Origin of the sequence: Mesorhizobium sp. M4B.F.Ca.ET.017.02.2.1, assembly GCF_003998955.1 — a bacterium.
GTDB classification, from domain to species: domain Bacteria; phylum Pseudomonadota; class Alphaproteobacteria; order Rhizobiales; family Rhizobiaceae; genus Mesorhizobium; species Mesorhizobium abyssinicae.
Map to the genome: position 1 here is coordinate 1 of NZ_RZOF01000065.1, position 22,609 is coordinate 22,609.

At 65.1% G+C, this 22,609-nt stretch carries 24 protein-coding genes and 1 pseudogene; 20 read left to right on the plus strand and 5 right to left on the minus strand.

The annotated features are described in order from the left end of the window. Nucleotides 1–163 (minus strand): annotated as a pseudogene (locus EN738_RS36225) (HslU--HslV peptidase proteolytic subunit); the annotation flags it as partial. A 242-nt stretch (nt 164–405) separates the two neighbouring features. Between EN738_RS36225 and hisB the strand changes: the two are divergent. From hisB to EN738_RS11055, 13 genes are all read left to right on the plus strand, one after another. After that, nucleotides 406–1,005, plus strand: a complete 600-nt coding sequence (gene hisB / locus EN738_RS10995; RefSeq protein ID WP_127283691.1) for an imidazoleglycerol-phosphate dehydratase HisB — start codon at nt 406–408, stop codon at nt 1,003–1,005. Nucleotides 1,006–1,008: 3 nt separating this feature from the next. After that, nucleotides 1,009–1,485 (plus strand): DUF2628 domain-containing protein, encoded by a 477-nt coding sequence (locus tag EN738_RS11000; RefSeq protein WP_127283692.1) that lies wholly within the window; start codon nt 1,009–1,011, stop codon nt 1,483–1,485. Nucleotide 1,486: 1 nt separating this feature from the next. Further along, nucleotides 1,487–2,137 (plus strand): imidazole glycerol phosphate synthase subunit HisH, encoded by a 651-nt coding sequence (hisH, locus tag EN738_RS11005; RefSeq protein WP_127283693.1) that lies wholly within the window; start codon nt 1,487–1,489, stop codon nt 2,135–2,137. Next, nucleotides 2,137–2,427, plus strand: coding sequence for a DUF1330 domain-containing protein (locus EN738_RS11010; RefSeq protein ID WP_127283694.1), 291 nt, complete (start codon nt 2,137–2,139; stop codon nt 2,425–2,427). The genes hisH and EN738_RS11010 overlap by 1 nt, the downstream gene beginning before the upstream one ends. A gap of 2 nt (nt 2,428–2,429) precedes the next feature. Next, nucleotides 2,430–3,176 (plus strand): 1-(5-phosphoribosyl)-5-[(5-phosphoribosylamino)methylideneamino]imidazole-4-carboxamide isomerase, encoded by a 747-nt coding sequence (hisA, locus tag EN738_RS11015; RefSeq protein WP_127283695.1) that lies wholly within the window; start codon nt 2,430–2,432, stop codon nt 3,174–3,176. Next, nucleotides 3,173–4,012, plus strand: a complete 840-nt coding sequence (locus EN738_RS11020) for an arginase family protein (RefSeq protein ID WP_127283696.1) — start codon at nt 3,173–3,175, stop codon at nt 4,010–4,012. Before hisA ends, EN738_RS11020 begins: the two co-directional genes overlap by 4 nt. Then, nucleotides 4,009–4,803, plus strand: a complete 795-nt coding sequence (gene hisF, locus EN738_RS11025; protein ID WP_189340334.1) for an imidazole glycerol phosphate synthase subunit HisF — start codon at nt 4,009–4,011, stop codon at nt 4,801–4,803. The genes EN738_RS11020 and hisF overlap by 4 nt, the downstream gene beginning before the upstream one ends. Nucleotides 4,804–4,812: 9 nt before the next feature. Continuing rightward, a complete protein-coding gene (locus tag EN738_RS11030; protein ID WP_127283698.1) occupies nt 4,813–5,136 on the plus strand; it encodes a phosphoribosyl-ATP diphosphatase in 324 nt (107 codons plus the stop codon). Between the two features lie 83 nt (nt 5,137–5,219). Further along, nucleotides 5,220–6,179 (plus strand): type I pantothenate kinase, encoded by a 960-nt coding sequence (gene coaA, locus EN738_RS11035; RefSeq protein WP_127283699.1) that lies wholly within the window; start codon nt 5,220–5,222, stop codon nt 6,177–6,179. A gap of 76 nt (nt 6,180–6,255) precedes the next feature. Next, nucleotides 6,256–7,263 (plus strand): glycosyltransferase family 2 protein, encoded by a 1,008-nt coding sequence (locus EN738_RS11040; protein ID WP_245478183.1) that lies wholly within the window; start codon nt 6,256–6,258, stop codon nt 7,261–7,263. Next, nucleotides 7,263–8,033: a class I SAM-dependent methyltransferase gene (locus EN738_RS11045; protein WP_127283700.1), complete on the plus strand. Its 771-nt coding sequence runs from the start codon at nt 7,263–7,265 to the stop codon at nt 8,031–8,033. Before EN738_RS11040 ends, EN738_RS11045 begins: the two co-directional genes overlap by 1 nt. Nucleotides 8,034–8,041: 8 nt before the next feature. Continuing rightward, the gene (locus EN738_RS11050) at nt 8,042–8,443 is read left to right on the plus strand and encodes a GtrA family protein (protein WP_127283701.1); all 402 of its coding nucleotides are present in this window, start codon (nt 8,042–8,044) and stop codon (nt 8,441–8,443) included. Then, the gene (locus tag EN738_RS11055; protein ID WP_127283702.1) at nt 8,436–9,995 is read left to right on the plus strand and encodes a hypothetical protein; all 1,560 of its coding nucleotides are present in this window, start codon (nt 8,436–8,438) and stop codon (nt 9,993–9,995) included. The genes EN738_RS11050 and EN738_RS11055 overlap by 8 nt, the downstream gene beginning before the upstream one ends. Nucleotides 9,996–10,007: 12 nt before the next feature. On the opposite strand, the gene EN738_RS11060 is transcribed toward EN738_RS11055, so the two are convergent. The 4 genes from EN738_RS11060 to EN738_RS11075 all read right to left on the minus strand — a co-directional run bounded on the left by EN738_RS11060 (nt 10,008) and on the right by EN738_RS11075 (nt 14,032). Further along, entirely contained in the window at nt 10,008–11,132 is a 1,125-nt protein-coding gene (locus tag EN738_RS11060; RefSeq protein WP_189340331.1) for a phosphatase PAP2 family protein, read from the minus strand. 58 nt (nt 11,133–11,190) lie between these two features. Continuing rightward, nucleotides 11,191–11,811, minus strand: coding sequence for an alpha-ketoglutarate-dependent dioxygenase AlkB (locus tag EN738_RS11065; RefSeq protein WP_127283704.1), 621 nt, complete (start codon nt 11,809–11,811; stop codon nt 11,191–11,193). 97 nt (nt 11,812–11,908) lie between these two features. Then, nucleotides 11,909–12,346, minus strand: a complete 438-nt coding sequence (gene arfB, locus EN738_RS11070; RefSeq protein ID WP_127283705.1) for an alternative ribosome rescue aminoacyl-tRNA hydrolase ArfB — start codon at nt 12,344–12,346, stop codon at nt 11,909–11,911. An 84-nt stretch (nt 12,347–12,430) separates the two neighbouring features. Continuing rightward, nucleotides 12,431–14,032 (minus strand): phosphoenolpyruvate carboxykinase, encoded by a 1,602-nt coding sequence (locus EN738_RS11075; RefSeq protein WP_127283706.1) that lies wholly within the window; start codon nt 14,030–14,032, stop codon nt 12,431–12,433. A 362-nt stretch (nt 14,033–14,394) separates the two neighbouring features. Here EN738_RS11075 and EN738_RS11080 point away from each other — a divergent pair, with 362 nt between their 5' ends. The 7 genes from EN738_RS11080 to EN738_RS11115 form a co-directional block, all read left to right on the plus strand. Continuing rightward, complete coding sequence (locus EN738_RS11080; protein ID WP_126057113.1) at nt 14,395–15,096, plus strand: response regulator transcription factor; 702 nt, start codon at nt 14,395–14,397, stop codon at nt 15,094–15,096. 78 nt (nt 15,097–15,174) lie between these two features. Then, nucleotides 15,175–16,959, plus strand: coding sequence for a sensor histidine kinase (locus tag EN738_RS11085; RefSeq protein ID WP_127283707.1), 1,785 nt, complete (start codon nt 15,175–15,177; stop codon nt 16,957–16,959). Nucleotides 16,960–16,973: 14 nt separating this feature from the next. Beyond that, nucleotides 16,974–17,435, plus strand: coding sequence for an HPr kinase/phosphorylase (locus EN738_RS11090; protein ID WP_127283708.1), 462 nt, complete (start codon nt 16,974–16,976; stop codon nt 17,433–17,435). A 164-nt stretch (nt 17,436–17,599) separates the two neighbouring features. Then, nucleotides 17,600–18,001, plus strand: a complete 402-nt coding sequence (locus EN738_RS11100; protein ID WP_127283710.1) for a PTS sugar transporter subunit IIA — start codon at nt 17,600–17,602, stop codon at nt 17,999–18,001. Then, complete coding sequence (locus tag EN738_RS11105; protein ID WP_127283711.1) at nt 17,998–18,294, plus strand: HPr family phosphocarrier protein; 297 nt, start codon at nt 17,998–18,000, stop codon at nt 18,292–18,294. Before EN738_RS11100 ends, EN738_RS11105 begins: the two co-directional genes overlap by 4 nt. Before the next feature lie 215 nt (nt 18,295–18,509). Continuing rightward, nucleotides 18,510–19,910, plus strand: a complete 1,401-nt coding sequence (ahcY, locus tag EN738_RS11110; protein ID WP_127283712.1) for an adenosylhomocysteinase — start codon at nt 18,510–18,512, stop codon at nt 19,908–19,910. A 188-nt stretch (nt 19,911–20,098) separates the two neighbouring features. Continuing rightward, nucleotides 20,099–22,609 (plus strand): PAS domain-containing sensor histidine kinase (locus tag EN738_RS11115; RefSeq protein WP_145966839.1); only part of this gene is annotated, 2,511 nt, incomplete at its 3' end.

Genomic DNA, 22,609 nt, shown 5'->3' on the forward strand with positions numbered 1-22,609 from the left:
CGGCGATGACATTGCCACCCTTGCCGATGCGGCGCACCTTCTTGGCATTGCCCTTCATGATGGTCTGGCCGAGGCTGACCTGGCCGTCGCCGGCGATCACGACCTTGCTGCCCTTGCGCACGGTGACGATGGTCGTGGCGTGCATGGTCAGTTCATTCGACATTTTCTGCTCCGATTCGCGCGATCCCAATGAGGCGATTGGCGCGGTACGAGGGACTTTGATCGGCCATATGTATGCATGGGGTGGGCGATTGCAAACGACATGCCGGCCAGCCCGATACCCTATGGGAATGGCAACTGGCAATCGCCGGATCATGCTGCTAGAAGGCTCTCGATTTCAAGCATATGGGCGTTTGCGGCCTGTGCGCTCCCGCACGCCATGAACCTCCCGGACAAGGATAGATCATGCCGACGCGTTCCGCCGAAGCCAGCCGCAAGACCAAGGAAACCGACATCTCGGTGTCGGTCCATGTCGACGGCACCGGCAAGTCCGACATTGCGACGGGCGTCGGCTTCTTCGACCATATGCTCGACCAGTTGTCGCGTCATTCGCTGATCGACATGACGGTGAAGGCAAAGGGCGACCTCCACATAGACGACCACCACACGGTCGAGGACACCGGCATCGCGCTCGGCCAGGCGCTGGCCAAGGCGCTCGGCGAGCGGCGCGGCATCATGCGCTATGCCTCGATCGACCTCGCCATGGACGAGACGCTGACCAGAGCGGCAATCGACGTCTCCGGCCGGCCGTTCCTGGTCTGGAACGTCTCCTTCTCGTCGCCCAAGATCGGCACGTTCGACACCGAGCTGGTGCGCGAGTTCTTCCAGGCGCTGGCGCAGAACGCCGGCATCACGCTGCATGTGACCAATCATTACGGCGCCAACAACCACCACATCGCCGAGACCTGCTTCAAGGCGGTGGCGCGGGCGCTGCGTTCCGCGCTCGAGCGCGATCCGCGCCAGCCGGACGCGGTTCCGTCCACCAAGGGATCTTTGAAGGGATAGGCGATGGCCATCTATGTCGTGATGGAGCCGCCGGGCCGCGGTGAACGATCCGATGGAACGGTCTTTGTCCGCGACGGTTTCGCCTGGCTGGGCTTCCTCGTGCCGCCGCTGTGGCTCGCCTGGAACCGGCTGTGGATCGAGGCGGCGCTGACCTTCGTCGTCATGGCCATCCTGTCGATGCTTGGCGAGAAGCTTGGACTTGCCTGGGCGGGCTCGGCCCTGTCGCTGCTGGTCTCGCTCTATGTCGGGCTGGAAGGGCAAGGGCTGCGCATCGCGGCGCTACGCCGCCGCGGCTGGCACGAATGGGGCGTCGTCGAGGCCGACAGGCTGGACGGCGCCGAGACGCGTCATGCGCTGGAGACCGACGTGCCGCCAGGCGAGCAGCCGCCCGTGCCGCGCATCGTGCCCGACGCCAATCTGGCACGGCCGGCGCAGACCGGTATGGCTCTGGGGCTCACCCACACGCCGGGAAGGCCCTGACATGCGGGTTGCGATCATCGATTACGGGTCGGGCAATCTGCGCTCGGCCACCAAGGCCTTCGAGCGCGCCGCGCGCGAGGCGGGCATTGCCGCGACAATCGAGCTCACCGCCGATGCCGAGCGGGTCCGCACCGCCGACCGCATCGTGCTGCCCGGCGTCGGCGCTTATGCCGACTGCGCGGCCGGCCTCAAGGCCGTCAGCGGCATGTGGGACGCGGTGGAAGAGGTGGCGATCGTCAAGGGCCGGCCGTTCCTCGGCATCTGCGTCGGCATGCAGCTGATGTCGGAACGCGGGCTGGAAAAGACCGTCACCAAGGGCTTCGGCTGGATCGCCGGCGACATCAAGGAGATCACGCCCGCCGATGCGGCGCTGAAGATCCCGCAGATCGGCTGGAACACGATCGAGCTCACGCGCAAGCATCCGGTATTCTCGGGCATCGAGACCGGGCCGAAGGGACTGCACGCCTATTTCGTCCATTCCTATCATCTGGAGGCCACGAAGCCGGACGAGGTGCTGGCGGTCGCCGACTATGGCGGGCCGGTGACGGCGGCTGTCGCGCGCGACAACCTGGTCGGCACGCAGTTCCATCCCGAAAAGAGCCAGGCCCTCGGCCTCGCCCTGATCACCAATTTCCTGCGCTGGAGGCCTTGATGAGCAAGAAGGGCTACTGGATCGCGCTGATCGACGTCCGCGATCCCGAGATCTACAAGCAATATATCGAGGCCAACGCTGTGGCATTCGCCAAATACGGTGCGAAATTCCCCGTGCGGGCCGGACGCTACACCAACCCGGAAGGGCCGACGGGCAATCGCCATGTCGTGGTCGAGTTCGAGTCCTACGAAACGGCGATCGCCTGCTACGAATCGCCGGAATACCAAGCGGCCTCGAAATATAGGCTTACCGCCTCGACCGGCCACTTTGTCATCGTCGAGGGCGCCTGACCGTGATCCTGTTTCCCGCGATCGATCTCAAGGACGGCAAATGCGTGCGCCTGAAGCACGGCGACATGGCCACGGCCACCATCTACAACGATGACCCGGCGGCCCAGGCCAAGGCCTTCGAGGAACAGGGCTTCGAGTGGCTGCACGTGGTCGACCTCAACGGCGCCTTCAAGGGCCAGAGCGTCAACAGCGCGGCTGTCGGCGCCATCCTCAAGGCAACCGCGAACCCGGTGCAGCTCGGCGGCGGCATCCGCACGCTGGAGCAGATCGAGGACTGGCTCGACCGTGGCCTGGCACGCGTCATCCTCGGCACCGTGGCGGTGCGCGACCCCGACCTCGTCAAGCAGGCCTGCAAGACCTTTCCGGGCAAGATCGCCGTCGGTATCGACGCCAAGGGCGGCAAGGTCGCGGTCGAGGGCTGGGCCGAAGCGTCCAGCCTCGGCGTCGTCGAGCTGGCGCAGAAATTCGAAGGCGCCGGCGTCGCCGCCATCATCTACACCGATATCGACCGCGACGGCGTGCTGACCGGGATCAACTGGGATTCGACGATCGACCTCGCCGAGGCGGTGTCGATTCCGGTGATCGCCTCGGGCGGCCTGGCCTCGATCGCCGACATCGTGCGCATGACCATGCCTGACGCGCAGAGGCTCGAAGGCGCCATTTCCGGCCGCGCGCTCTATGACGGGCGCATCGACCCGGCCGAGGCGCTGGCGATCCTGCGCGGCGAGGGCATGGAGGCAAGGCCGTGAAGGTCTCGATCATCCTGGCGTCCTACGACAGCGGCCACTATCACGGCGGCTGCGGCCAGGGTCCGGACGCGCTGATGGCCGGCGGCCTGGCCGACGCGCTCAAGCTTGCCGGCCACGACATCGACGTCCACGACATCGGCAGGGTGAGCGACGACGAGCAGGCGCGCGAGATCGCGACCGGCTTCGCCGTCTGCAACGCCGTCTCGGGCGAGGTGCGCATCGCCCTCGACAATGGACGGTTTCCCGTCGTGCTCGCCGGTAACTGCCTGAGCAGCGCAGGCGCCGTGGCCGGCCAAGGCTCCGACGCCATCATCTGGGCCGACCAGCATGGCGACATCAACACGCCGGACACTTCCACCTCGGGATTTCTCGACGGCATGGCGCTGGCGACGGTACTGGGCCTCTGCTGGCGGCCGATGACGGCGCAGATCCCCGGCTTCAAGCCGATCGATCCCGCCCGTGCGGTGCTCGTCAATGCGCGCGACCTCGACCCGGCGGAAAAAGACCGTCTGGAAAAGCTCCCCGTGATCCGGGCGGAATGTCCGGGCTGGGCCGGGGCGGCCGAAAAGCTGAAGGCCGCCGGCGCAAGCCGTGTCCACATGCATATCGACCTCGACGTGCACGATCCCGAAGAGCTGCAGGCGAACCGCTTCGCGACGCCCGGCGGTCCCGCTCCGGAGCAGGTGCGCCGCGCCATGTGCGGCATGGCCGGCCTGCTGCCCGTCGCCGGCCTCACCATCTCCGCCTATGATCCGGCCTTCGATGCCAAGGGCGAGGTGCCGCCGCTGGTCGGTGAACTGCTGGTCGACCTGCTGGCGACATTGGAGAAGAGCTGATGCTGAAGGCACGCGTCATTCCTTGCCTCGACGTCAAGAACGGCCGCGTCGTCAAGGGCGTCAACTTCGTCGACCTCATCGATGCCGGCGATCCGGTCGAGGCGGCTAAGGCCTATGACGCGGCCGGCGCCGACGAGCTCTGCTTCCTCGACATCACCGCCTCGTCGGACAACCGCGAGACCATCTTCGACGTCGTCGCCCGCACCGCCGAGCAATGCTTCATGCCGCTCACCGTCGGCGGCGGCGTGCGCCAGGTGGCCGACATAAGAAGGCTGCTTCTGGCCGGCGCCGACAAGGTGTCGATCAACACGGCAGCGGTGAAGAATCCCGATTTCGTCGCGGAAGCGGCCGACAAGTTCGGCAACCAGTGCATCGTGGTGGCCATCGACGCCAAGAAGGTCTCGGGCGCCGGCGAGGCCGACCGCTGGGAGATCTTCACCCATGGCGGGCGCGAGAAGACCGGCATCGACGCCGTCGAATTCGCCGGGCGGATGGTCGATCGCGGCGCCGGCGAGATCTTGCTTACCTCGATGGACCGCGACGGCACCAAGGCCGGCTACGACATCGCGCTGACGCGCGCGATCGCGGACGCGGTGCGCGCGCCGGTCATCGCCTCCGGCGGCGTCGGCACGCTCGACCATCTGGTGGAAGGCATCCGCGACGGCCATGCCGGTGCGGTGCTTGCCGCCTCGATCTTCCATTTCGGCACCTACACCATCGCCGAGGCCAAGGCGCATATGGCCGCTGCCGGGCTGCCGATGCGGCTGGACTCGCCGGTTCAACGGGCTTAAACGGCGAAAATGACTGAGTTTTCGCTGTCCGATCTGGAAAAGACCATCCGGGAACGCGCCCGCTCCGGCGATCCGGACTCGTGGACGGCAAAGCTGTTCGCCAAGGGCATCGACAAGGCGGCGCAGAAGCTCGGCGAGGAAGCCGTCGAGACGGTGATCGCCGCCGTGCGCGGCGACAGGCAGGGCCTCGTTTCGGAAAGTGCCGATCTTATGTATCATTGGCTGGTCGTCCTCGGCATCGCCGGCGTGCCGCTGGACGAGGTGCTGAAGGAGCTCGAGGGCCGCACCGGCCGCTCGGGGGTTGCCGAAAAAGCGTCGCGGCCCAAGGGCTGACCGTAGAGACGGATTGAGCATGATGTCGCCCGAGAACCGCTTCACACTTTTCGACATCATGCTCTAGGAGGGCAGGAAACTCGATGGATCAGCTTGCTCCTACCGAGAAATACTCCCCCTATCGTTTCTTCTCGGCCGAGCAATGGTCACAGTTCCGCGCCGACACGCCGCTGACGCTGACCGAGGACGAGATCGACCGCTTGCGGTCGTTGAACGACCCGGTCGACCTCGAGGAGGTCAAGCGCATCTATCTGTCGCTGTCGCGGCTGCTCTCGGCGCATGTCGAGGCAAGCCAGCTCCTGTTCCGGCAGCGCCAGGCCTTCTTCAACGCCCAGGACGTGGTCAAGACGCCGTTCATCATCGGCATCGCCGGCTCGGTCGCGGTCGGCAAATCGACCACGGCGCGCGTGCTCAAGGAGCTTCTGGCGCGCTGGCCGTCGAGCCCAAAGGTCGATCTGATCACCACCGACGGCTTTCTGCTGCCAAACGAGATCCTGCGCCGCGACGATCTGATGGAGCGCAAGGGCTTTCCCGACAGCTATGATGTCGGCGCGCTGCTCAGGTTCCTGTCCGGCATCAAGTCGGCGCAACGCAATGTCCGCGCGCCGGTCTATTCGCACCTGACCTACGATGTCATCCCCGGCGAGTTCGTCACCATCGATCGGCCGGACATTTTGATCTTCGAGGGCATCAACGTGCTGCAGCCGGGCAAATTGCCGAGGGACGGCAAGATCGTGCCCTTCCTGTCGGATTTCTTCGACTTCGCCATCTACATCGATGCCGACGAGAAGCTGATCCACCAGTGGTACATCCAGCGCTTCATGCGGCTGCGCGAAACCGCCTTCCGCAACCCGGACTCCTTCTTCCACCGCTATTCGCAGCTTTCGGAAGACGCCGCACGCGCCATCGCCGAGGGGCTGTGGACCAACATCAACCTGAAGAACCTGCGCGAGAACATCCTGCCGACGCGGGCGCGGGCCGACCTCATCCTGCGCAAGGGCGCCAATCACCTGGTCGAGGAGGTGGCGCTGAGGAAGCTTTGAAGCGCCGAGGCATTCCTTAAAGTCATCTTAACCGAGCTTTCCTATTGTCGGGCCCGATCCGCGGGCTGGGCAAGCAATGAACGCGCCATTCCTCCACATCGATCGACCGGCGTCGAGCGGCATCGCGCACCCGCGAACCGGGACGGCGACGGTCGCGCTGATCGTGCCGGTGCACAATGAGGAAAGCGCGATCGCGCCGTTTCTGGCGGCCGTGCGCGAACACACCGACCCGCTGAAGCAGGCCGGCGTCGCCTTCGACTTCATCTTCGTCAATGACGGCAGCAGCGACGCGACGCTCGATCGGCTGATCGAGGCGCAGCAAGCCGATCCGCGCATCCGGGTGATCGACCTGTCGCGCAATTTCGGCAAGGAAGCCGCCTTGACCGCCGGGCTCGATTGCTGCGATGCGGATGCCGCGATCCCGATGGATGCCGATCTCCAGGATCCGCCGCATGTCATTCCGCTGCTTGTCGAGAAATGGCGCGAGGGGTTCGAAGTCGTGCTCGCCAAGCGGACCAGCCGCGCCAACGACAGTTTCCTCAAGCAGCGCTCCGCGTCGATGTTCTACCGCGTTCACAACTGGATCGCGCAGCAGAAGATCCCGCAGGATGTCGGCGATTTCCGGCTCATCGACCGCCAGGTGATCGAGGCGCTGCGTTCGCTTCCCGAGCGGCGCAGGTTCATGAAAGGGCTGTTCGCCTGGGTGGGCTTCCGCTCCGCCACCGTCGAATACAGCCGCGACCAGCGCAGCGCCGGACAATCGAAGTTCTCTGGCTGGCGGCTGTGGAACTTCGCGCTGGAAGGCATCACCAGCTTCTCGAGCGCGCCGCTGGAGGTCTGGACCTATGTCGGCGCGACGATCTCGGCCTTCGCGTTCCTCTACGGCCTCCTGATCATCGCCAAGACGCTGGTTTTCGGCATCGACGTGCCCGGCTATGCTTCGCTGCTGGTCAGCGTGCTGTTCCTCGGCGGCATCCAGCTGCTCGGCATCGGCATCATCGGCCAGTATCTCGGCCGCGTCTATGCCGAGATCAAACAGCGCCCGATCTACATCGTGCGCCGCAAATACGACGGGACGCCCTGATGGAGCTCGATGCCTATCGGCGGATGGCGGCCACCGAGGACGAGCATTGGTGGTTCTGCGGGCGGCGCGCCATCGCCGAGGCGGTCATCCGCGGCCTCGGCCTGCCGCGCGAGGCCGACATCCTCGAGATCGGCGCCGGTACGGGCGGCAACATCAGGATGCTGGAGCAGTTCGGCACCGTCACGGCGGTGGAGATGAACGAGCTGGCGCGCCGGATCGCCCGCGAGAAGACGGGCCGCGACTTCCTTGCCGGCCATCTTCCCGATGGCATGCCCGCGACGCCGGCGAGCTTCGACCTCGTCTGCCTGTTCGACGTGCTGGAACATGTCGCGGAAGACGAAGCCTCGCTGGAGACGATAAGGCGAATGCTGAAGCCGGGCGGCAAGGTCGTGCTCACGGTTCCGGCGCACCAATGGCTGTGGAGCAAGCATGATGTCGGGCTGCACCACATGCGGCGCTATTCGCGCAATCTGTTGAAGACGCGCATCGAACAGGCCGGTTATCGCATCGAGAAGCTGAGCTACACCAATGCGGCGCTGTTTCCGGTGGCGGCGCTCGCCCGCCTTGCCGACCGCCTGCGGCGCTCGAACACCGCTTCCGGGCAGGCGATGCCGCCAAAGCCGATCAACAGCGCGATGAAGGCGCTGTTTTCGGCCGAAAGCCGGATCCTGCCGAACGCCGGGCTGCCGTTCGGCGTCTCGCTGCTTGCCGTGTTCGGCACGGACGCGGTCTTCGACAGGGCGCGACTGGACAGCCGGCTGGCGGCCTGACTCCGACCATGCTGAACATTCTGCGCTCCCACCGGATTTCGCGCTTCGCAGTGATCGGCGGCGCTTCGACGCTGGTCTATGCCGTTTGCGCCCTGGCGCTGTCGCGCGGCGGCACTGGAGCCGCGATGCTCCCGGCAACGGCGGCGTCCGTGGTCGCCTATGCCATTGCGGGCCTATTCTCCTATGCCGGGCACAAGTACTTCACCTTCATGTCGGCTGGCGCGCACGCCTTCGAACTGCCGCGCTTTGCTCTGCTCAACGCGATGGGCCTGGCGACAGCCATCGCCTTGCCGGTCGTCCTCACCGAGCGGCTGGGCATGCCCGCGGCCATCCCGATCGTGCTGACCTGCATCGTCGTGCCGCTGGTGAACTACATCGTGCTCAGGCGTTGGGTGTTCCGCGATGTCTAGAGCCGAGCCCTACGACAAGCCTTTGGCCGGATTTGCTCCCACGTCGCGACCCGTCTGGCGGATCGCGACGCCGCTTTTCCTGACATTCTTGGCTGCCGCCTATGCGGCGTGGCTGGCGATCGCCGTGGTGCCGACCAATGTCGATGTGTCGTGGCTGCTGGTGGTCTGCGAGCGGCTGTTGAACGGCGAACGGCTGAACACCGATATGCTAGAGACCAATCCGCCCTTCTCGATCTGGCTGTATATGCCGTTCGTGCTGCTGGAGAGGCTGACCGGCATAGCGGCCGAGTTCTGGCTGGCGCTCGGGATTGTCTGTCTCGGTCTGGCCAGCCTGGTGGTTTGCGCCCGGATCCTGACGCGCGCCGACCCGATCTACCGGCAGGCCGGCGCCTTCTGGGTGCTGGCGGCGGCGGCATTCATGGTTCTGTGTTTCCTGCCGGATCAGTTCGGCCAGCGCGAGCAGTTCGCGCTGATCGGCATCCTGCCCTGGCTGGCATTGCAGTGCGCGCGCCAGCGGCAGCCGGACTTCGTTGCCGGGTCGCTTGCCGAACGCATCGTGGCCGGCCTCGGCGCCGGCGTCATGGTGATGGTCAAGCCACCCCACTTCGCCCTGGCCTTCGTCGTGCCGTCGCTGTGCCTCGCCTGGCAACGGCGTTCGCCAAGGCCGATCCTCGTTACAGAAAACCTTATCGGGGCCGCGATGGCCGTTTTCTACGTGGCCAGCATCGCGATCTTCGACCGCGGCTACCTGACGGAAGTCCTGCCGCTCGTCAGGGAAGTCTACCTGCCGCTTCGCGCGCCGCTGCTCGACAATCTGGAGAACTGGCCGAAGATCGTGCTGCTGCTGTCGGCCGCGATCGTTGTCGGGACGGGAGGGTTGAGGCATGTGCATTGGGATACAAGGATCGCGCTGGCAAGCGCGCTCGGCCTGGTCCCCGCCTTCCTGCTGATGGGCAAGGGATGGCCGAACCACGCCCTGCCGATGGTCGCGATCACGGCAATCGCGTTCGGCCTGCAGCTTCTGCGGTTCGGCGATTTCCCCAAGGCAGGGATGGTTCGCAAAGCCGCGCTGATGTTCGGTTGCGTGCTGCTGCTGCAAGCGACGACCAGGGCGCAGTATGACGCGCTGACCAGGGACAGCGGACCGATCGAGCGATCCGTCGCGGCGATCCGCGGCAGCTTCGACCATCCGACGATCGTATCGATTGCCTCCCAGATGCAGGCCGCCTTCCCCCTGACCCGGTTGGTCGGCGGCAGGTTCGTGTCGCGCAACCCCGGCGCCTGGATGGTCTCCAGCGCCCAGAAACTGGTGGACAGGACCGATGACCCCGAACAGAAGCTGAGACTGGAGACAATCCGCGATCGGGCGATCGGCGACTTTGCCGCCGAGATAGCGGCAAAGCAGCCCGACATCGTGCTGGCAGGCCCGGCAGGCAATCCGTCCTGGGATGCGCTCATGCACGGCGACAAGCGGATCGCTTCTGCCTTGCGCAATTACCGTGTGCTGCATGCGGAGCCGGCAATCACCGTCTACCGGCGCATCCAAAGATGAAGGATACGGCGCTCAGAACGCCGCGATGGCCGCCTCGGGGCGATTGACGGTCGCTGTCTGCATGGCCGCCACCGGCCGGGAATCGGCCGGGATCAGCTTGCGAGCCACGACATAGACGATGAGGGTGACGATGGCGCTGACATAGCCGTCGATCGCATAATGCCAGGCGAGGTAAACCGAGCTGGCCGCGACGAAGGCGACATAGACGAACGCCAGCGCACCCAGATAGCGGTTGAACTCGCGCAGGAACAGCGCGTTCAGCATCGCCAACCCGACATGCACGCTCGGGAACGCCGAAATGCCCGAGCCAAAGCCGGTCTGCCTGGCCTCGTGCAGCGTCCACAGATACTGCTGATAGGAAACGGCGGAGTTGCGCGACGCGGCGCCATGGGCCAGGAACGCAAGCTGTTCGCCAAACCGGGCCACGTCTCCCGTGACCGAGCCATAGAACGCCGGGCCCGCCGACAGGAACAGCGCCGCCAGCACGTTGCCGACGACGATCCAGACGGCCATGAAGCAGGCCAGGTAGCGCGTGCGAACCGATGCCACCATGGGCGACGTCGCGACAAAGAACAGGGCGCCGAAATTGAGCAGGAACCAGAACACGTTGTAGTTCCACTCGATTGCCGCGCGGACCGAATCGTTTTCGGCCACGGCGTAAAGCCAGCGCCACGGATCGGTGCCAAAATGCAGGAAGGCGTCGATGTTGGCTTGCGCCACGTCGAACGGAAAACCGTCCTGCCAGACCGGCATGCCGTTCTTCACCGAGGTGAACGTGCCTTGGAAGATCATCAGCGCCATAAGCAGGCTCAGCCCGGAGAACGCGTAGGCCAACCGCGTCGTGGAAAAGATCCGTTTCGCGGCAAGACGGCGCCGGGGGCCGAAGCGGCGGACGATCAGGATGAGGTCGATAAGGATAGCAAAAGCCGGCAATATCAGACAGTTAAGCAGAGTCCATCTGCCGTAGTAAATCGAATAGGCGGTGCGGTCGTCAGCGCCTATCGCATGCAGGAAGACCAGTCCCGCCAACGTATAGATGACGATGCTCAGATAAAGGCCCGAATCCCTGCGAACGAGCTGAATTGCCCCGCAGACGATCGTCCACAGGTGACGGATAACCAAACCGCTCTCATTCATTGCCCGACCCCACATCGCAGCGCCTTGGCGTATTTATGAAAAAAGTCTGTAGATTCGGTTAGCGGGCGTGCATCGTCACCCGCCGCAACGTCAGATTGATACGGCCGCCATTCTTCAGCAGCGCCGAGGTCGACGGGTAGATGCGGTCGACGCCGTGGAAGCAAAGGCGGCCCTCGCCGCCGAGCACGACGACGTCGCCGCTTTTCAGCCGGAAGGATTTTGTGCCGCCTTCGCGCGTGGTCTGGCCGACCCTGAACAGGCAATCGTCGCCGAGCGACACGGAGACGACGGGCGCGGCGAAATCTTCCTCGTCGCGGTCCTGGTGCAGGCCCATCCTGGCGTCGCTCGAATAGAAATTGACGAGACAGGCCTGCGGCGGATGCGGATAGGCCGCAACCTCCTGCCATACTTTCAGCAAGGCCTCCGGGATCGGCGGCCAGGGCAGTCCTGAGACCGGATGCGTCGGCTGATAGCGGTAGCCACGCTCCTTGTCGGTGACCCAGCCGAGCGGGCCGCAATTGGTCATGCGCACGCTCATTTCCTTGCCGGTGCGCGGCATGGCCGGCACGAACAAGGGCGCAGCCTGCACCACCGCCCTGATCTCTTCGACCAGCGCTTCCTGCGCTGGGCGCGGCAGGTAGCCGGGCATGTGGCGGACACCCTTGGGCAAAACGAGCATGGGATTTCCGTTCGATCCGGTTAACGCGCCCGAGCATGCCACCGATGGGGAAAGTCGGCGACCCGAAAGCGGCCAGCGCGGTCTTCGCCGGCCCGTCTCAGTCGTTCTCGACCCGGCCGCGCAGCTTCTTCACCGTGGAGCGCCCGGCCTTGGTCTTGAGGCGGCGCTCGATGGCGCCTTTCGACGGCCTGGTCTTCTTGCGCGGCGGCGGCGGCGGCTCGGCCGCCTTGGCGACCAGCGCGGTCAGCCTCGCCCGCGCATCGGCCCGGTTCTGCTCCTGGGTGCGGAAGCGTCCGGCCTCGATGACGACGACGCCATCCTTGGTGGCGCGCTGGCCGGCAAGCTTGATGGTGCGCTCGCGCACCCGCTCCGGCAGGCCCTCGGCGTTGGCGGCATCGAAGCGCAGTTGCACGGCGGTGGCCACCTTGTTGACGTTCTGGCCGCCGGGACCCGAGGAACGGATGAAATCCTCGTGCAGATCGCCGGGATGGATCACCACATTGTCGGCAATGATGATTTTGTCGTCTGAAGCCATGCCGCAGTCATGACGCGGCGGCGTGAAAAAGAAAAGACCCGGCGGAAAGCCGGGTCTTGGACAGAAAGACTATAGCCGCAACGACTATTCGGCCGCTTCCTGCAGGCGCGGCGCGGCACCCATGATGGTCGCGTCGACATGCGGCTCGAACTTCTCGAAATTGGCGGCGAACATGCCGACCAGCCTCGCCGCCTGGCGGTCGTAGGCCGGCTTGTCGGCCCAGGTCGAGCGCGGATCGAGGATGGCGCGCTCGACGCCGGCGACCGCCACCGGCACCGCGAAGCCGAAATTGGCGTCGGTGCGGAAATCGGCCGTCTTCAGCGAGCCGTCGAGCGCGGCGGAGAGCAGCGCCCGCGTCACCTTGATCGGCATGCGGCGACCGGTGCCGTAAGCGCCGCCGGTCCAACCAGTATTGACCAGCCAGCAATCGGCGCCATGGCCGGCGATCAGCTCGCGCAGCAGATTGCCGTATTCCGACGGGTGGCGCGGCATGAACGGCGCGCCGAAACAGGTCGAGAAGGTCGCTTCCGGCTCGGTGACGCCCTTTTCGGTGCCGGCGACCTTGGCCGTATAGCCGGAGAGGAAATGGTACATCGCCTGCGCCGGGGTCAGTTTCGCGATCGGCGGCATCACGCCGAAGGCGTCGGCGGTCAGCATGATGATGTTTTTGGGATGACTGGCGCGGCCGGTCTTCGAGGCATTGGGGATGTAGTCGAGCGGATAGGCGCAGCGCGTGTTTTCGGTCAGGCTGCCGTTGTCGAAATCCGGCACGCGGTCGGCGCCGAGCACGACATTTTCCAGCACGGTGCCGAAGCGCTGCGTGGTGGCGAAGATCTCCGGCTCTGCCTCGGCCGAGAGCCTGATCGTCTTGGCGTAGCAGCCGCCCTCGAAGTTGAAGATGCCGTGCGGGCCCCAGCCGTGCTCGTCATCGCCGATCAGCGTGCGCGACGGATCGGCCGACAGCGTCGTCTTGCCGGTTCCGGAGAGGCCGAAGAACACCGCCGCGTCGCCCGCCGGGCCTTCATTGGCCGAGCAGTGCATCGGCATCACGCCCTTGGCCGGCAGCAGATAGTTGAGGGCGGTGAACACCGACTTCTTCATCTCGCCGGCATAGGAGGTGCCGCCGATCAGCACGATCATGCGCGTCAGATCGACGGCGATCACCGTTTCGGTGCGGGTGCCGTGGCGGGCCGGGTCGGCGCGGAACGAGGGCAGGTCGATGATCGTCATCCCCGGCACGAAATGCGCGAGCTCCGACGCCTCGGGGCGGATCAGGAGATTGCGGATGAACAGCGAATGCCAGGCGAATTCGGTGACGACCCGGGTCGGCAGCTTCAGATCCGAATCGGCGCCGCCGACCAGATCCTGAACATAGAGGTCCTTGTTCGCCGCATGGGCGTGGAAATCTGCCAGCAGCGCATCGAACTGCGCCGGCGAGATCGCCTTGTTGTTGTCCCACCAGACATGCGGTTCGGTGGCGCCGTCGCGCACGACGAATTTGTCCTTGGGCGAGCGTCCCGTATGCTGGCCGGTCTCGGCGACGAGGGCGCCATGGGCGGTGAGCCTGGCCTCGCCGCGGCGGATCGCTTCCTCGTACAGCGCGGCGGCGCCGAAGTTATAGCGTACCGTGCCCGTGGTCTTCAGATCGAGGGGGCATGCGGGATTGCGTTTGCCGGCTTCCGACATCAAGGGTTCCTTCTACGTTTGCCGCATCTGGCTTTGCTTTGCCGCGTCTGGCCGGCGGATGACCGGCGCCCCGATGCCGGGGCTGAGAGGGTCAGAACCAGAAAACCCGAATGATATCAAATCTTTAATCGATTTAAAAAATTTGAAAGTTGTTTAAATCGTTTATATGTGCAAAAAATCACAGTGGTTGCCCAAAGGATTGGCAAACCTTGTTCGTCCAATCCGCGTAGGGGTGCGAATGCGGCCGCCGGCACGCTGTGCGTGACACTGCGCGGAGCCTATGCCACATTTTGTACCTAATTTGTCCTGCAAAAGCCCCTTCTCGACGAAAGAAGGGACAGCTCATGAGGGAGCCGCTTGAAATGGCAACAATCGCGCTTGTCGACGACGACCGCAATATCCTGACGTCGGTGTCGATCGCCCTCGAATCCGAGGGCTATCGCGTCGAAACCTACACGGATGGTGCGTCGGCGCTGGAAGGCCTGGCGGCGCGGCCGCCGAATCTCGCCATCCTCGACATCAAGATGCCGCGCATGGACGGCATGGAACTCTTGCGCCGGATGCGTCAGAAATCCGACCTGCCGGTGATCTTCCTGACCTCCAAGGACGACGAGATCGACGAGCTCTTCGGCCTCAAGATGGGCGCCGACGACTTCATCCGCAAACCGTTCTCGCAGCGCCTGCTGGTCGAGCGGGTGCGCGCGGTGCTGCGCCGCACCAGCGCCCGCGAGGCCGCCGCCAAGCAGCCCAGCCAGCAGGCCCGCTCGCTGGAGCGCGGCCAGCTGGTGATGGACCAGGAGCGGCATACCTGCACCTGGAAGGGCGAGCCGGTGACGCTGACGGTCACCGAATTCCTCATCCTGCATTCGCTGGCGCAGCGTCCTGGGGTGGTAAAAAGCCGTGATGCGCTGATGGATTCGGCCTATGATGAACAGGTCTATGTCGACGATCGCACCATCGACAGCCACATCAAGCGGCTGCGCAAGAAGTTCAAGGCCGTCGACGACGACTTCGAAATGATCGAAACCCTTTACGGAGTCGGATACCGGTTCCGCGAAGCGTAAGTTGATGCATGCCGCTCGACGGTGTACGGCGGTTTGGGTCAACGACATGCGTAGGAACAGGCCGGGAGCTGCTATTCGATGGCAGTGGACGTAGAGCGGAACAGAAGGGCGGGCGCCGTCAGGCGGCCGTCCAGGATGCTGCCCGCATTCCTGTCGAAGATCACCGTGCCGATGCGCCGTTTCCTCGGCCATCACATCTTCTCCAGCCTGACCCGCCGCATCCTGTTCCTCAACCTTGCCGGCCTGGCGGTGCTGGTTACCGGCATCCTCTATCTCAACACCTTCCGCGACGGGCTGATCGATGCCCGCGTCGAAAGCCTGATGACGCAGGGCGAGATCATCGCCGGCGCGATCGCGGCGTCGGCGACGGTGGAGACCGATTCGATCAGCATCGATCCGGAAAAGCTGCTCGAGCTGCAGGCGGGCGAGAGCCTGGGCCCCGGTTCCGACCAGCTCGACAATCTCGACTTCCCGATCAACCCTGAGCGGGTCGCGCCGGTGCTGCGGCGGCTGATCTCGCCGACGCGCACGCGCGCCCGCATCTACGACCGCGACGCCAACCTGCTGCTCGATTCGCGCCATCTCTATTCGCGCGGCCAGATCCTGCGCTACGACCTGCCGCCGGTCGACGACGAGCAGCCGGGCATCGTCGAGCGTGTCGAAAAGTTCGTCTTCGACTTCTTCCGCAACAAGGACCTGCCGGTCTACCACGAGCAGCCCGGCGGCAACGGCGCGGCGTTTCCGGAAGTGGTCAAGGCGCTGACCGGCAGCCCCTCGACCATCGTGCGCATCAGCGAGCAGGGCGAGCAGATCGTCTCCGTCGCCGTCCCGATCCAGCGCTTCCGTGCCGTGCTCGGCGTGCTGATGCTGTCGACCGAAGGCGGCGACATCGACAAGATCGTCTCCGCCGAGCGCAAGGCGATCCTGCGCGTCTTCGGCATTGCGGCACTTGTCACCGCCATCCTGTCGATGCTCCTCGCCTCGACCATCGCCAACCCGTTGCGCCGGCTTTCCGCCGCCGCCGTCAGGGTGCGGCGCGGCGTCAAGAACCGCGAGGAAATCCCCGACTTCTCCGACCGCCAGGACGAGATCGGCAATTTGTCGATCGCCGTCCGCGACATGACCAACGCGCTCTATGCCCGCATCGAGGCGATCGAGAGCTTCGCCGCCGACGTCTCGCACGAACTGAAGAACCCGCTGACGTCACTGCGCAGCGCCGTGGAGACGCTGCCCCTGGCGAAGAACGAGAATTCGCGCGGGCGGCTGATGGAGATCATCCAGCACGACGTGCGGCGGCTCGACCGGCTGATCACCGACATTTCCGATGCATCGCGCCTCGACGCCGAGCTGGCGCGCGAGGATGCGGGAACGGTCGACCTCAAGACCTTCATCACCGACCTCGTCGCCGTCTCGCGCGAGACGACGCGCAACAAGAAGGCGGTCGAGATCGAGCTCAAGGTGGCCAAGCTGCCGCAAGGCGTCAAAGGCTATGTCGTCACCGGCCATGACCTGCGGATCGGCCAGGTGATCACCAATCTGATCGAGAATGCCCGCTCCTTCGTTCCCGAGGAGCATGGCCATATCACCATCTCGCTGGCGCGCGCCGGCAAGCTCAACATCGTCACCGTTGACGACAATGGGCCGGGCATCAGGGCCGACAACATCGACCGCATCTTCGAGCGTTTCTACACCGACCGTCCGGCCGGCGAGGCCTTCGGCCAGAATTCCGGCCTTGGCCTGTCGATCAGCCGGCAGATCGTCGAGGCGCATGGCGGCACGCTGACGGCGGAAAACATCCCCGGCACCAAGCCCGGCGAGATCAAGGGCGCGCGCTTCGTGGTGACGCTGCCGGCCGAAGCTTGACTTCCGACGCCATCATGTCCGATCCCGCCGCGAAGCCCGAAAACATCCACGGAACCGCTATCCTGATCGGCGAGCGCGGCGTCCTCATCACCGGAGCGTCCGGCGCCGGCAAGACGACGCTGGCGTTGACGCTGATCGACCATTGCCGCGCGCGCGGCCTGTTTTCACGGCTGGTCGGCGACGACAGGCTGCTGGCCATGGCGCATGGCGGGCGGCTGGTCTGCCGCGTGCCGGCGACCATCGCCGGCCTCGCCGAGGTGCCCGGCTTTATTCCGCGGCCGCTGCCATTCGAGCCGGGCGCGGTGATCGACCTCAATGTGCGGCTGGTGCCACAGGCGGAAATGGCGCGTTTCCAGGAGGAAATCCGCGAACCGGTCGCCGGCTGCCCGGTGCCGCGCGTCGACCTTGCCGAGCGCAATGCGGCGACCGCCCTGCCGGCCGTGATGGCGCGGCTCTCCATCGCGCCTTTTCTATGATCCGCTTCGGCTTTTTTGCTGCAATGCGTCAAAATGGCCCGGGCCGGCGCAATTTTGGGCTTGTCAACGCGCCGCGCGTCGACAAGATAGCGCTCCCGCCGCCTGGAATGGCTGGCGAGCATAAAATACGCCTGTGAAGCGGCGATGACGGGAGCCACCAAAGAATGATCGGACTCGTGCTCGTGACGCACGGTCAGCTGGCCACGGAGTTCCGACATGCCGTGGAACATGTCGTCGGGCCGCAGGACAATTTCGAAACCGTGGCGATCGGCGCCGAGGACGATATGGAGCAGCGCCGCCGCGACATCGTCGACGCCGTGGCGCGCGTCGACACCGGCGCCGGCGTCATCGTCTTGACCGACATGTTCGGCGGCACGCCCTCGAACCTTGCCATCTCGGTGATGGAATCCGGCCGCATCGAGGTCATCGCCGGCATGAACCTGCCGATGCTGATCAAGCTTTCCTCGATCCGCAAGGGCGACAACATGGCCGCCGCGCTCGACGAGGCGCAGGCCGCGGGGCGCAAATACATCAACGTCGCCAGCCAGCTCCTGAGCAGCAAATGAACGCGCTGTCGCCGGAACAAGACCAGCTCGTGCGTGATTTTCCGATCATCAACCAGCGCGGCCTGCATGCGCGCGCCTCGGCGAAATTCGTCCAGGTCGCCAGCAGCTTCGATGCCGCCATCCATGTCGAGAAGGACGGCGTCACGGTCGGCGGAACCTCGATCATGGGCCTGATGATGCTGGCGGCAAGCCCGGGCTATTCGATCCGCGTCACCGCCAGCGGCCCGCAAGCGCTGCAGGCCATTGACGCGCTGGAGCAGCTGGTCGCCGGGCGCTTCGGCGAGGAATGCTGACGACGAGCTTTTTGTCTTCATGCATGTCGTTACCCCAAAACCGCTGCACACTTTTGGGCGACATGCATCGGTGCAAAGACATGCACGAATAAAGATTTCTTTATATCCCATTGTCGTTTGGATGCCGATCTGCTAGTCAGGCCGGCAATCCGCGCCCTTCCACGCGCCGTCAGGCGCCGGCGCGTGTCACAGACAAATCACACCGGAGCACTGCCATGACGGGTAGCAAGGACTATGTGGTCGCCGACATTTCGCTTGCCGGCTGGGGCCGCAAGGAGATCGAGATCGCCGAAACCGAAATGCCGGGCCTGATGGCCTGCCGCGAGGAGTTCGGCGACAAGAAGCCGCTCAAGGGCGCGCGCATCACCGGCTCGCTGCACATGACGATCCAGACCGCGGTTCTGATCGAGACGCTGAAGGCGCTGGGCGCCGACATCCGCTGGGCCTCGTGCAACATCTTCTCGACCCAGGACCATGCCGCGGCGGCGATCGCCGAAGCCGGTATTCCGGTGTTCGCCATCAAGGGCGAGACGCTCGAGGACTATTGGGAATACACCGACAAGATCTTCCAGTGGGCCGATGGCGGCACCTCCAACATGATCCTCGACGATGGCGGCGACGCCACCATGTACATCCTGATCGGCGCCCGCGCCGAGGCCGGCGAGGATGTGCTGTCCAACCCGGGCAGCGAGGAGGAAGAGATCCTGTTCGCCCAGATCAAGAAGCGCCTGAAGGCCTCGCCCGGCTTCTTCACCAAGCAGAAGGAAGCGATCCGCGGCGTCACCGAGGAGACGACCACCGGCGTCAACCGCCTCTACCAGCTGCAGAAGAAGGGCCTGCTGCCGTTCCCGGCGATCAACGTCAACGATTCCGTCACCAAGTCGAAGTTCGACAACAAATACGGCTGCAAGGAATCGCTGGTCGACGGCATCCGCCGCGGCACCGACACGATGATGGCCGGCAAGGTCGCGGTCGTCTGCGGCTATGGCGATGTCGGCAAGGGCTCGTCGGCCTCGCTGAAGGGCGCCGGCGCCCGCGTCAAGGTCACCGAGGTCGATCCGATTTGCGCGCTGCAGGCGGCGATGGACGGTTTCGAGGTGGTCACGCTCGAGGACGCGGCGCCGACCGCGGACATCGTCATCACCACCACCGGCAACAAGGATGTCGTCACCCTCGACCACATGCGGTCGATGAAGGACATGGTGATCGTCGGCAACATCGGCCACTTCGACAACGAGATACAGGTGGCGTCGCTGCGCAACCTGAAATGGACCAATGTCAAGCCGCAGGTCGACATGATCACCTTCCCGGACGGCAAGCGGATGATCCTGTTGTCCGAAGGCCGGCTGCTCAATCTCGGCAACGCCACGGGCCATCCGAGCTTCGTCATGTCGGCGTCCTTCACCAACCAGGTGCTGGCGCAGATCGAGCTCTACTCGAAGCACGGCCAGTACCAGAACCAGGTCTATGTGCTGCCGAAGCATCTCGACGAGAAGGTCGCGCGCCTGCATCTCGATAAGCTCGGCGCCCGCCTGACCGAACTGTCAGGCGAGCAGGCCGCCTATATCGGCGTGACGCCGCAAGGGCCGTTCAAGCCGGAACACTACCGCTATTAACCAAAACGAAAATAACCACTAGATATTGAAGCCGGGCGATTGACTTTCGCCCGGCTTTATTTTTGCGCCGAATGATTCTTCACGCCGATTCCAGCAGGCGTTATTGTTGTGATTCGCGGTCCGGGGGACGAGGGCCGGGATACGCAATCTGGGCGGTCTTGCATTCAGGCGGCGAAGAGGACCAAGACATGCCGGGGGAAAACCCGCCTCGTGCGGGACAGGCCGTTTCCGGCGGCCAAAGCGATTCGGTGAGATCGGGCTCCGCCGTCAGGGGCGGGCGTTTGCTGCGGCGTGCCGGCGCCCGCATGGCGGCGTTGCTTGCCGGCTCGGCGCTTTGCAGCCCGTTGCTTGGCCTTGCGGCGCATGCCGAAGCCGGCGTCGCGCAATCGGCCGGACTCTCAGTCAGCACGGTCGAGGTCATGCAGCTCGCCATGTTCGCCGGGGTGATGGGGGCCGCCCTTGTCTCGGCCATCTTCCTGATCCGCGAAAGAGCCCGCACGTCGGCTCAGAACGCCGAGCTGAGGACCCGCATCGCCGACGTCAACGCGGCGCTGCAGCGCTCCGAGGCGCTGCTCAATCTGCGCGACCAGCGCGTCGTGGTGTGGGCTTCCGAGAACAAGAAGCCGGAGCTCATCGGGACATTGCCGCTGGAGAGCGGCGCACCCGAGGACCGCGCCGCCTTCCTCGCCTTCGGCCGCTGGCTGATGCCGCGTTCGGCCGCCGCGCTCGAGCATGCCGTGGCGGCGTTGCGGGAAAAGGCAAGGACTTTCGATCTCGTCATCGAGACGCAGGCCGGGGTGCCGCTCGAGGTGCAGGGCCGCAAGAGCGCGGCGCATGTGCTGGTGCGCTTCGTCTCGCTGTCTGAAACGCTGCGCGGCCAGGCAAGGCTGAAGATCGAGAACCAGCGGCTCAGCGCCGACTACGACACCATGCTTGGCCTGCTCGACGCGCTGAAGATGCCGACATGGCTGCGCGCCGCCGACGGGCGGCTGAAATGGGTCAACCGCGCCTATGCTGAAGCGGTCGAGGCGCCAAATGCCGAAGCCGCGGTGCGCGAGGCCAAGGAGTTCCTCGGCGGCCAGGCGCGCGAACAGATCGCCGAGCAGCACAAGGCGCGGCCGGTGTTCGAGCAGACGCTGTCGACCGTGATCGAAGGCGATCGCCGCATGTTCTCGGTGACCGATTTCGCCGGTGCCGACGGCTCGGCCGGGCTTGCCTGCGACACCAGCGCCACCGAAACCATCCGCGGCGAGTATGAGCGCACGGTGCGCAGCCACGCCGACACGCTCGACCAGCTCAACACCGCGGTCGCCATCTTCGACGCCAACGAGAAGCTGCGTTTCTTCAACCAGGCGTTCCAGAAACTGTGGAACCTCGACAGCGGCTTCCTGCACAGCGCACCGGACAATGCCCTGCTGCTCGACCGGCTGCGCAGCGAGGGCAAGATCGCCGAACAGCCGGAGTGGCGGCGCTGGAAGGAAGGCCTGCTCGGCGCCTATCGCGCGGTCGAATCGCAGGAGCACTGGTGGCACCTGCCGGACGGCAAGACCATTCGCGTGGTGGCCAATCCGCAGCCCAAGGGCGGCGTGACCTGGGTGTTCGAGAACCTGACCGAGAAGATGGATCTCGAAAGCCGCTACCAGACGGCGGTGCGCGTCCAGGGCGAAACGCTGGACAATCTCGCCGAAGGTGTCGCGGTGTTCGGTCCGGACGGGCGGCTGCGGCTGTCGAACCCGGCTTTCGTGGCGCTGTGGGGACTGGACCAGGACGTGGTCAAGCCCAATGTCCATGTCTCGGCGATCCGCGACCTCTGCGACCGGCGGGCCAAGGACAGCCCGTGGGGCGGCTTCGTCGCCGCCATCACCGGTTTCGACGACGAACGCCGCGACCGCCATGGCCAGAGCGAGCTCGTCAACGGCACGGTGCTCAGCTACGCCGTCATCCATCTGCCCAACGGGCAAGTGATGATGACCTTTGTCGACGTCACTGACAGCGTCAATGTAGAGCGGGCGCTGAAGGACAAGAACGAGGCGCTGGAGCGGTCCGACCAGCTGAAGAACGAGTTCGTGCAGCACGTTTCCTACGAACTGCGCTCGCCGCTGACCAACATCATCGGCTTCACCGAGCTGCTGTCGCTGCCCGCGACAGGGCCGCTGACGCCGAAGCAGCGCGAATATGTCGAGCATGTCGGCTCGTCCTCCTCGGTGCTGCTCACCATCGTCAACGACATACTGGATCTCGCCACCGTCGATGCCGGCATCATGCAGCTCGACATCTCCGAGGTCAGCGTCGACCGGACGATCGCCGCCGCCGCCGAGCTGGTCGCCGACCGGCTGGAGGAGCACTCGATCACGCTCAAGGTCGACGCCGCGGCGGCGCCGAAGAGCTTCCATGGCGACGAGACCCGCATCCGCCAGATCCTCTACAATCTCCTGAGCAACGCCGCGAACTACGCGCCGGAAGCAAGCACGGTCACCCTCGCCTGCCGCCAGCTCGCCGAGGGCGTGGAATTCTCCGTCCACGACGACGGACCCGGCATGCCGCCGGATGTGCTGGATTCGGTGTTCCGCCGCTTCGAGCCGCGGACCAATGGCGGACGCCGGCGCGGCGCCGGGCTCGGCCTGTCGATCGTCAAGAGCTTTGTCGAATTGCATGGCGGCAGCGTCCGCATCGAGACCGGCAAGGACCAGGGCACCACC